The organism is Kitasatospora sp. NPDC001603 (genome assembly GCF_040298365.1).
Lineage (GTDB): Bacteria > Actinomycetota > Actinomycetes > Streptomycetales > Streptomycetaceae > Kitasatospora.
In genome coordinates, this window is the sequence record NZ_JBEPAA010000056.1 from 46,221 (window position 1) to 53,345 (window position 7,125).

7 protein-coding genes are annotated in these 7,125 nt (G+C 76.8%); 5 read left to right on the forward strand and 2 right to left on the reverse strand.

Going from position 1 to position 7,125, the window contains the following annotated elements; genetic code table 11:
- Window positions 1-46: 46 nt before the first annotated feature.
- Entirely contained in the window at window positions 47-1,768 is a 1,722-nt protein-coding gene (locus tag ABT263_RS28480; protein WP_352294615.1) for a condensation domain-containing protein, read from the forward strand.
- 95 nt (window positions 1,769-1,863) lie between these two features.
- Here the strand turns inward: ABT263_RS28480 and ABT263_RS28485 are convergent, their stop codons facing one another.
- Together ABT263_RS28485 and ABT263_RS28490 are read right to left on the reverse strand one after the other, a co-directional pair.
- Window positions 1,864-2,634, reverse strand: coding sequence for a hypothetical protein (locus tag ABT263_RS28485; protein ID WP_352294617.1), 771 nt, complete (start codon window positions 2,632-2,634; stop codon window positions 1,864-1,866).
- Window positions 2,631-3,296 carry an RNA polymerase sigma factor gene (locus ABT263_RS28490; protein ID WP_352294619.1) on the reverse strand — a complete coding sequence of 222 codons (666 nt, stop codon included), beginning with the start codon at window positions 3,294-3,296 and terminating at the stop codon, window positions 2,631-2,633. Before ABT263_RS28490 ends, ABT263_RS28485 begins: the two co-directional genes overlap by 4 nt.
- A 232-nt stretch (window positions 3,297-3,528) precedes the next feature.
- Here ABT263_RS28490 and ABT263_RS28495 point away from each other — a divergent pair, with 232 nt between their 5' ends.
- From ABT263_RS28495 to ABT263_RS28510, 4 genes are all read left to right on the forward strand, one after another.
- Complete coding sequence (locus ABT263_RS28495) at window positions 3,529-4,398, forward strand: SAM-dependent methyltransferase (protein ID WP_352294621.1); 870 nt, start codon at window positions 3,529-3,531, stop codon at window positions 4,396-4,398.
- Between the two features lie 114 nt (window positions 4,399-4,512).
- On the forward strand, window positions 4,513-5,400 hold the full coding sequence (locus ABT263_RS28500) for a hypothetical protein (RefSeq protein ID WP_352294623.1): 888 nt from the start codon (window positions 4,513-4,515) through the stop codon (window positions 5,398-5,400).
- Between the two features lie 76 nt (window positions 5,401-5,476).
- Window positions 5,477-6,280 (forward strand): SDR family NAD(P)-dependent oxidoreductase, encoded by an 804-nt coding sequence (locus ABT263_RS28505; RefSeq protein ID WP_352294624.1) that lies wholly within the window; start codon window positions 5,477-5,479, stop codon window positions 6,278-6,280.
- 16 nt (window positions 6,281-6,296) lie between these two features.
- Entirely contained in the window at window positions 6,297-7,046 is a 750-nt protein-coding gene (locus tag ABT263_RS28510) for a polysaccharide deacetylase family protein (RefSeq protein WP_352294626.1), read from the forward strand.
- Window positions 7,047-7,125 lie beyond the last annotated feature (79 nt).

A 7,125-nucleotide genomic window follows, 5' to 3' on the forward strand; every position in this document is an offset into this window, starting at 1 on the left:
CCCGCACTCCGCTCCAACCCCAGGCCGGCCGAAGGGCGCGTACGACGTGAGAGAGACCAGCCGGCGGATCACCGTCCGGTACAGCGGCGCGAGCAGCGGCTTCGGGCCGCTGACCCTCGGCCAGGACAACATGATCCGCTGCATCCGGCGGGACCGACCCGAGCAGATCAACAAGGAGTCCGTCTGGCCGGTCCCCGACGGGACGACCCTGACGGCCGCGCTCGACGCCATACGCCGGCTCGTCGAACGGCACGACTCGCTGCGGACGGTGTTCCCGCCCGGCCCGGGGCCGGACGCCTTCCCCGAGCGCCAGCTGGTCTGCGGCGAGGGCGAGTTCGGCGTCACCGTGGTGGACAGCCGGTCGACCGGCGGGGCGGCGGGGATCGACGCGCTCGCCGAGGAGCTGGGCCGGGCCGACGTCGCCGTCCCGTTCGACCTGGCGGCCGGGCCCCGGCTCCGGTTCACCCTGCTGACCGAGGACGACCACCCGCTCCGGCTGGTGGTGGTCGTCTGCCACGCGGGTGCGGACGGCGCCGCGACGACGCTGCTCATCGAGGACTGGTTCGCCCTCGCGGCCGGCAAGGAGCTCCCGCCCGTCACCGCCCGGACGCCGCTGGAGGTGGCCGCGGTGGAGCAGAGCGACCAGGGCCGGCGCAAGGCCGCCGCCGCGCTGCGGCACTGGCAGAAGGTCCTGTCCACCGCGCCGCAGGCCGCCTTCGCGGACTCCCGGATCACCGGCCCGCCGGACGGCGTCGCCGCCGTCGTCCTGCGCTCGCGGCAGGCCGCCGCCGACCTGCTCGCCACCGCGCGGCGCACCGGCGCGAGCCCCTCCGTCGTCCTGCTGGCGGCCTTCGCGGCCCTGGTGGCCCGCCGGGCCGGCCGCGGCGACCTGGTGATGTCGGCGCTCTCCGCCAACCGCCAGCGCGCCGCGATGGCCGACCACATCGGCACCCTCGCCCAGGACGCCCTGATCGCCCTGGACACCGACGCGGCCGACCTCGACGAGGTGATCGGCCGGGCCAAGGCGGCGTCGCTCGCCGGCTACTGGCACAGCACCCTCCCGGCGGGCGCCGTCTGGCAGCTGATCGAGGACGTCGCCCATCTGCGCGGCTCCCGCTTCGCCCGCCAGGTCGTGGTCAACGACCTGAGCATGACCATCCCCGAGGCGATGTCCGACGCCCGCCCGTCCCCGACGAGCGACCCCGAACTGACCTGGCTGCCGGACCAGCCGGTCGCCGTCCGGCTGATGTTGAACATCCTGCGGACCTCGAACAGCCTGGAGTTCGCACTGGTCGCCTGCCCGCAGGTGCTCGACCGCGAGGAGACCGGCCGTTTCGCGCTGGCCCTGCCCGCGCTGCTCGAAGCCGCCGCCCGGGGGCCGGTCCCGCTCGCCGGTCTGCCCGCGCTGACCGGTCTCGGCGGCGCCGTCCGGACCGGTGCCTGGCAGCGGATCGAGAACTCCTGGGTGGACCTGGACGCCGTCCGGGCCCTGGTCGTCGACGCGCTCGGCACCGCCACCCGGGTCGACTTCGTCGACGGCCGTCTGATCGCGCGGATCGCCACCGACGACCCCGGGTTCACCCCGCTGGTCGCCCACCGCACGGTGATCGAGGCCCTGCCCGGCCGGGACACCGCGATGGCCCCGCAGCACTACGTGGTCCATGCCGCCGCCCACCCGGCCGGCCCGCCGTGCTGGGACGACGCGACGGTGGTGGCCGAGGGCTCCGGCCGGTGCCCGGAGATCGCCGGCCGCCTCGCCCCGCGCTGAGCGCCCGGGGCGGGCGCCGCCCGGCGCCCGCCCCGTCCGGAGGTCGCCGGCCCGGGGACTCACCCGAACGGGGCCGGCCCGTCCCACCGCCCGGTTCACCCCTGCGCGCCGTCCCAGGAACAGGCCGAGGTCGCACCCGAGGTCAGCCCCCACGGGCTGGGTACGTCACCGCTCCGGTCCGGGTCGCCGTGGTCGGCGTCGCCGTGGCCCGGGTCGCCCTGGCGCGGCAGGCGGTCGATCACCTCGACCAGCGCCGGGGGCAGTTGCGGCGCCAGGCCCCGGTGGCAGCGCGAGAGCACGTCCCGCCGGACGTCGTCCGGCAGCAGCGGCCGGTCCACCCCCGGCGGGGTCGGTCCGCGCGGGCGCGCTCCCGGCGGGCCCAGGGCATCGGCGAGCTGGTCGGACCAGGCCCGCCAGTAGTCGGCGTCGTCGGTCTCGCCGTACCGCAGGTGGTACAGGTGCAGGCAGTACGCCGCCGTGCCGCTGCCCGATCCGGCGGCGAACCGCCACCAGAACTCGGCGCCCTCCTCGCGGCCGGTGGCGTAGAGCAGCGCGGCGAACACCTCCGCTCCCTCCGGCTGGATCCGCCGCGCGTTGACCAGCAGGTCCAGCCCCCGGGCCGCGTCCGGGGTGCCCAGCACCAGGGCGACCACCAGGCCCAGCTCGAAGGCGGCCTGCTCGTGCTCGGACGGCAGGTGGGTGGGCGCGGCCGTGAGCCTGGCCAGACGCAGTGCGGCGATCCGCTCGGCGTGCGCGCGTTCGGGCCGGGGGATGTGCGGCGGCGCCGTCCCGCCCTCGGCCGGTGGCACGGCGCCCGGGGTCGTGGCCGGTGCGGCGGGCGCCTCGGCCGGGGGCCGGGGGATCACTGCTCGCCTCCCCGGTCCGGCAGTTCGCGCACACCGAGCCGTCTGGCCAGCCGCTCGCGGGCGTGCCGGAGGTTGGAGTGGACGGTGGCGACGGGCCGGCCCAGATAGGCGCCGATCACCTTGACGTGCAGCCCGAGCAGGTACCGCAGGACGACCACGTCCCGCTGCCGGTCGGGGAGTTCGAGGATCGCCGCATAGAGCCGGACCTCGTCCGCCTCGCTGTGCAGCAGGCCGTTGGCGACATCCTTGAACGCTCCGATGACGGCCTCGAAGGTGACCGCCTCCACTTCGACCCGCTCCTCGCCGGACACCCAGTCGGCGACATGACGGTTCGCCAGCCGCCAGGCGTACGCGGCCGGTTCCTCGAACCGCAGGACGTGGGCCCAGTGCCGGGCGAGGTCCTCCTTGACCGCCTCGACGATCAGCGCCGCGTCCGCGCGGTTGCCTATCCGGGTCAGGGCGAGGGCCCGCCAGGCCGGCTCATGGGTCTCGCAGAACGCCGAATAGGCGAGCTCCAGGCGGATGTTGGCGTACTCCGGGCCGCTGTACCCGTGCTCGTCGGCGTCCCCGTGGCCGTCCCCCCGGCGGCCGTCCCCACCCGGGCCCGCCAGTGCCGGCCCTCCCCGGTGTCCGAGTACCCGGACACCCCTGTCGATCGTCATCGAACCTGCCTTCCACCGCCGCCGACCGACCGCCGGCCGCCCGAGGGTGCGGGCCCCGTGCCCGCGGGCCCCATTCCACCAGGTTTCGTCACCGCAGGCGTTTGTGCGAATACCGACAGTCATTGCGTCCGATCTACGGATCATCGGCTGGCGGAACTCCACGGACCGGAACGGTGGTTGACGGTCCGGTAGCGTGGGCAACGATGGGTGAGTCCTGCGGCGGGGGAGAGCGATGAGCCTTTACGACGGTGTCGACCTACGACTGAACGTGCCGCACTCGGCCCGGATGTACGACTACTTCCTGGGCGGCATCACCAACTTCGCCGCCGACCGCGAGGCGGCCGGCCAGGCGCTCGCCGCGCTCCCCTGGGTGCGCGCGACCGCGCGCGCCAACCGTGCCTTCATGCACCGCTCGACGCGCGCCCTCGCCGAGGCCGGACTGGACCAGTTCCTCGACATCGGCACCGGCATCCCCACCTCGCCCAACCTGCACGAGATCGCCCAACGGGTGAACCCGCGGGCCCGGGTGGTCTACGTCGACAACGACCCGATCGTGCTCTCGCACGCCCAGGCGCTGCTCACCGGGGCCCGCGAGGGCCGCACCGCGTACGTCGAGGCCGAGCTGACCGAACCGGCGGCGCTGCTCGCCGCACCCGGCCTGCGGGACACCATCGACCTCGCCCGCCCGGTCGCCCTCTCCCTGAACGCCGTCCTGCACTTCGTCCCCGACGTCCCCGACGACCCCGGCGCGTCCGACGACCCCGACGCGCCGGACGGCCCCGACGGCGCCGCGGGGCAGCGCGCCCACGCGATCGTCGAACACCTGAAGGCCGCCCTCGCGCCCGGCAGCGCCCTGGTGCTCTCCCACGTCACCGCCGACTTCGCGCCCGAGGAGATCGCCCGGCTGGCCGGCATCTACCGCGCCGCGGGCGCCCCCGGCCAGGCCCGCGCGCACCATGAGATCGCCCGGTTCTTCGACGGCTGGACGCTCCTCGCCCCCGGGCTCGTCCCCACCCCGCGCTGGCGCCCCGCCGGCCCCGAGGACACCGCCGTGTCCGACACCGAGGCCTCCCTCTACGCGGCCGTGGCCATCAAGTCGTGACACCGGCGCGCCGGCCCGCGCCGGTGCGGCGCCCTCCGTGCCCGCACCCCGTGCGGGTACGCCCGCACGGGACGAGACTGGTCGTGGAGCCCGCCCCGAGGAGCGAGGAGAGTCATGCTGCTCGGACTCACCACCGCCCTGGTCGCGACCGTCTGCTTCGGCTTCGGCTCGGTCTTCCAGGCGCGCGGCGCACGGTCGGCGCCACGGTCGGACCGGGTGCGGGTCGGGCTGCTCGCCGCCCTCGCGCGCTCCTGGCAGTTCCTGCTCGGGACGGCGCTGGACATCGGCGGCTTCGTGCTGAGCGTCGTCGCGCTGCGCAGCCTGCCGCTCTTCCTGGTCCAGGCGGTCACCAACGCGGGTCTGGCGGTGACGGCGCTCGCCGCGGTCTGGCTGCTCGGCGCCCGGCTGCGGCGCGGCGACGTGGCCGCGATCGTGGCCGTGGTCGCCGGGCTCACCCTGCTGGCCCTCGGCTCCGGGCGGGAGGGCCGTGAGTACGCCGCGCCGGCCTTCCACTGGGCGCTGCTCGGGACCACCGTCCTGATGCTGCTGCTCACCCTGGTGCTGGCCCGCCGGGGCGGCGGCGCCGCGGCGGCCGGTCTCGGCCTGCTCGCCGGGGTCGGCTTCGGCGTGACCAGCCTGGCCGTCCGGGTGCTGGACGTCGGCGGGGTGGCCGACGTGCTGACCGACCCGGCGGCGTACGGGCTCGCCCTGGGCGGCCTCGGCGGCTACCTCGCGTACGCGCTCGCGCTGCAGCGGGGCACCGTGACGGCGGCGACGGCGGCCGGGACGGTGACCGAGACCTTCGGTCCGGCCCTGGTCGGCGTGGTCGCGCTGGGCGACGCGGCGCGGCCGGGCTACGCCTGGTGCGCGCTGGTCGGCTTCGCGGTGGCGGTCGGCGGCACCTTCGTGCTCTCCCGCTTCGGCGAGGTGGAGGCCGAGGTGCGGCCGGTCGCGGCGGCGGCCGACGGCCGGAGCGAGGCGGCCGCGATCCCACCCCGGTAGCCCGGACGGCGCCCCCGTGCGAAGGTGACTTGCCGGACAAAACGGACGGCCAGGTGTGGGAAGGACGGGAGCAGCCATGGTGGACGAAGGCCGTCACCGGCCCCGGCGGCCGGACCGGCCCGGGGCCCCTGCCGCCGGGCCGCCGGTGGCGCTGGTCACCGGAGCCTCCTCCGGCATCGGCGCGGCGACCGCCGCCCGACTCGCGCCGTCCGGCTGGCAGCTGCTGCTCTCCGGCACCGACCGCACCCGGCTGGACGCGGTCGCCGCCCGCACCGGCGGCCGGGCCCTGCCCCAGGACCTCTCCAAGCCGGACGGCCCGCAGCGCCTCGCCGAGGCGGCCCTGGCCGCCGCCGGGCAGGTCGACGTCCTGATCGCCAGTGCCGGCCTCGGCTGGCGCGGCCCCTTCGCGCAGACCCCCACCGACACCCTGGACCGGATGATCGAGGTCAATCTGGCCGCCCCGCTGCGGCTGGTCCGCCTGCTGCTCCCCGGCATGCTGGAGCGCCGGCGCGGCCGGATCGTGCTCCTCGGCTCGATGGCCGGGCAGGTCGGCGTCCGCGACGAGGCCGCCTACTCGGCCACCAAGGCCGGGCTGGCGATGTTCGCCGAGAGCCTCTGGTACGAGCTGCGCGGTACCGGCGTCGGCGTCCGGATCGTCCTGCCGGGCGCGGTGGACACCCCCTTCTTCGCCCAGCGCGGCACCCCCTACCAGCGTGAACGGCCTCGGCCGGTGACCGCCGAGCGGGTCGCCGAAGCCGTCGTCGGGGCGATCAGCACGTCCTGCGACCGGCCCTTCGTCCCGCGCTGGCTCGGCCTCGCCGCACGCGTCCACGGCGTCGCACCGGGGGTGTTCCGGCGCATGGCGTCCCGGTTCGGCTGACCCGGGGCGGGCACCGATGGACCGGACGCGCACCGCCCGCCGGGCGGCCCTCACCGTGGCGGGCGCCGAGCTGCTCCACCTCGCCCCGGCCGCCGTCCGCCTGCCGCCCGTGCGCCGCACCCTCGCCCGGCGCACGGCCGGGTACGGCGACGCGCCCCGGCACGTCGCGCTGACCTTCGACGACGGCCCCGACCGGCGCAGCACCCCGTACGTCCTGGACGCGCTGGACGGCCTCGGTGTCCGGGCCACCTTCTTCCTGCTCGGCACGATGCTGGAGCGGGCCCCGGAGCTCGGCCGCGAGCTGGTGGCCCGGGGTCACGAGGTGGCCGTGCACGGCTGGTGCCACCGCCCGCAGTGGTACCCGGCCCCCGCCCGCGACCTGCGCGAACTGCGCCGCGCCACGGCGGCGGTCACCGAACTCTGCGCGGCCCGTCCGTCCTGGTACCGCCCGCCGTACGGCGTCCTGGCGGCCGGCCCGGCGCTGGCCGCCCGCCGCCTCGGCCTGCGCACCGTGCTCTGGACGGCCTGGGGCCGGGACTGGACCGACGACGCCACCGGCGCCTCCGTGTACGCCACCGCCCGCCCCGGCCTGTCCGGCGGCGCCACCCTCCTGCTGCACGACTCGGACTGCACCTCCGCCCCCGACTCCTGGCGCGCCACCCTCGCCGCCCTCCCCCTGATCGCCGCCCACTGCCGCACCCACGGCCTCACCCTCGGCCCACTCCGCGACCACGCCGTCCCGCCCCGCACGGGTCGGACCGGCTAGGGGTGTTGGGGGGGGGGGGCGGGGGGCGGGGGGCGGGGGGCCCGGGCGCACAACCCCCCCCCCCCCCCCGGGGGGGGGC

Excerpts from the sequence above, each read along its gene's own strand:
- ABT263_RS28500 (WP_352294623.1), top strand. The coding sequence starts at position 4,513 with ATGCTGCTCGGACTCACCACCGCCCTGGTCGCGACCGTCTGCTTCGGC.
- ABT263_RS28495 (WP_352294621.1), top strand. The coding sequence starts at position 3,529 with ATGAGCCTTTACGACGGTGTCGACCTACGACTGAACGTGCCGCACTCG.
- ABT263_RS28490 (WP_352294619.1), bottom strand. The coding sequence starts at position 3,296 with ATGACGATCGACAGGGGTGTCCGGGTACTCGGACACCGGGGAGGGCCG.
- ABT263_RS28510 (WP_352294626.1), top strand. The coding sequence starts at position 6,297 with ATGGACCGGACGCGCACCGCCCGCCGGGCGGCCCTCACCGTGGCGGGC.
- ABT263_RS28505 (WP_352294624.1), top strand. The coding sequence starts at position 5,477 with ATGGTGGACGAAGGCCGTCACCGGCCCCGGCGGCCGGACCGGCCCGGG.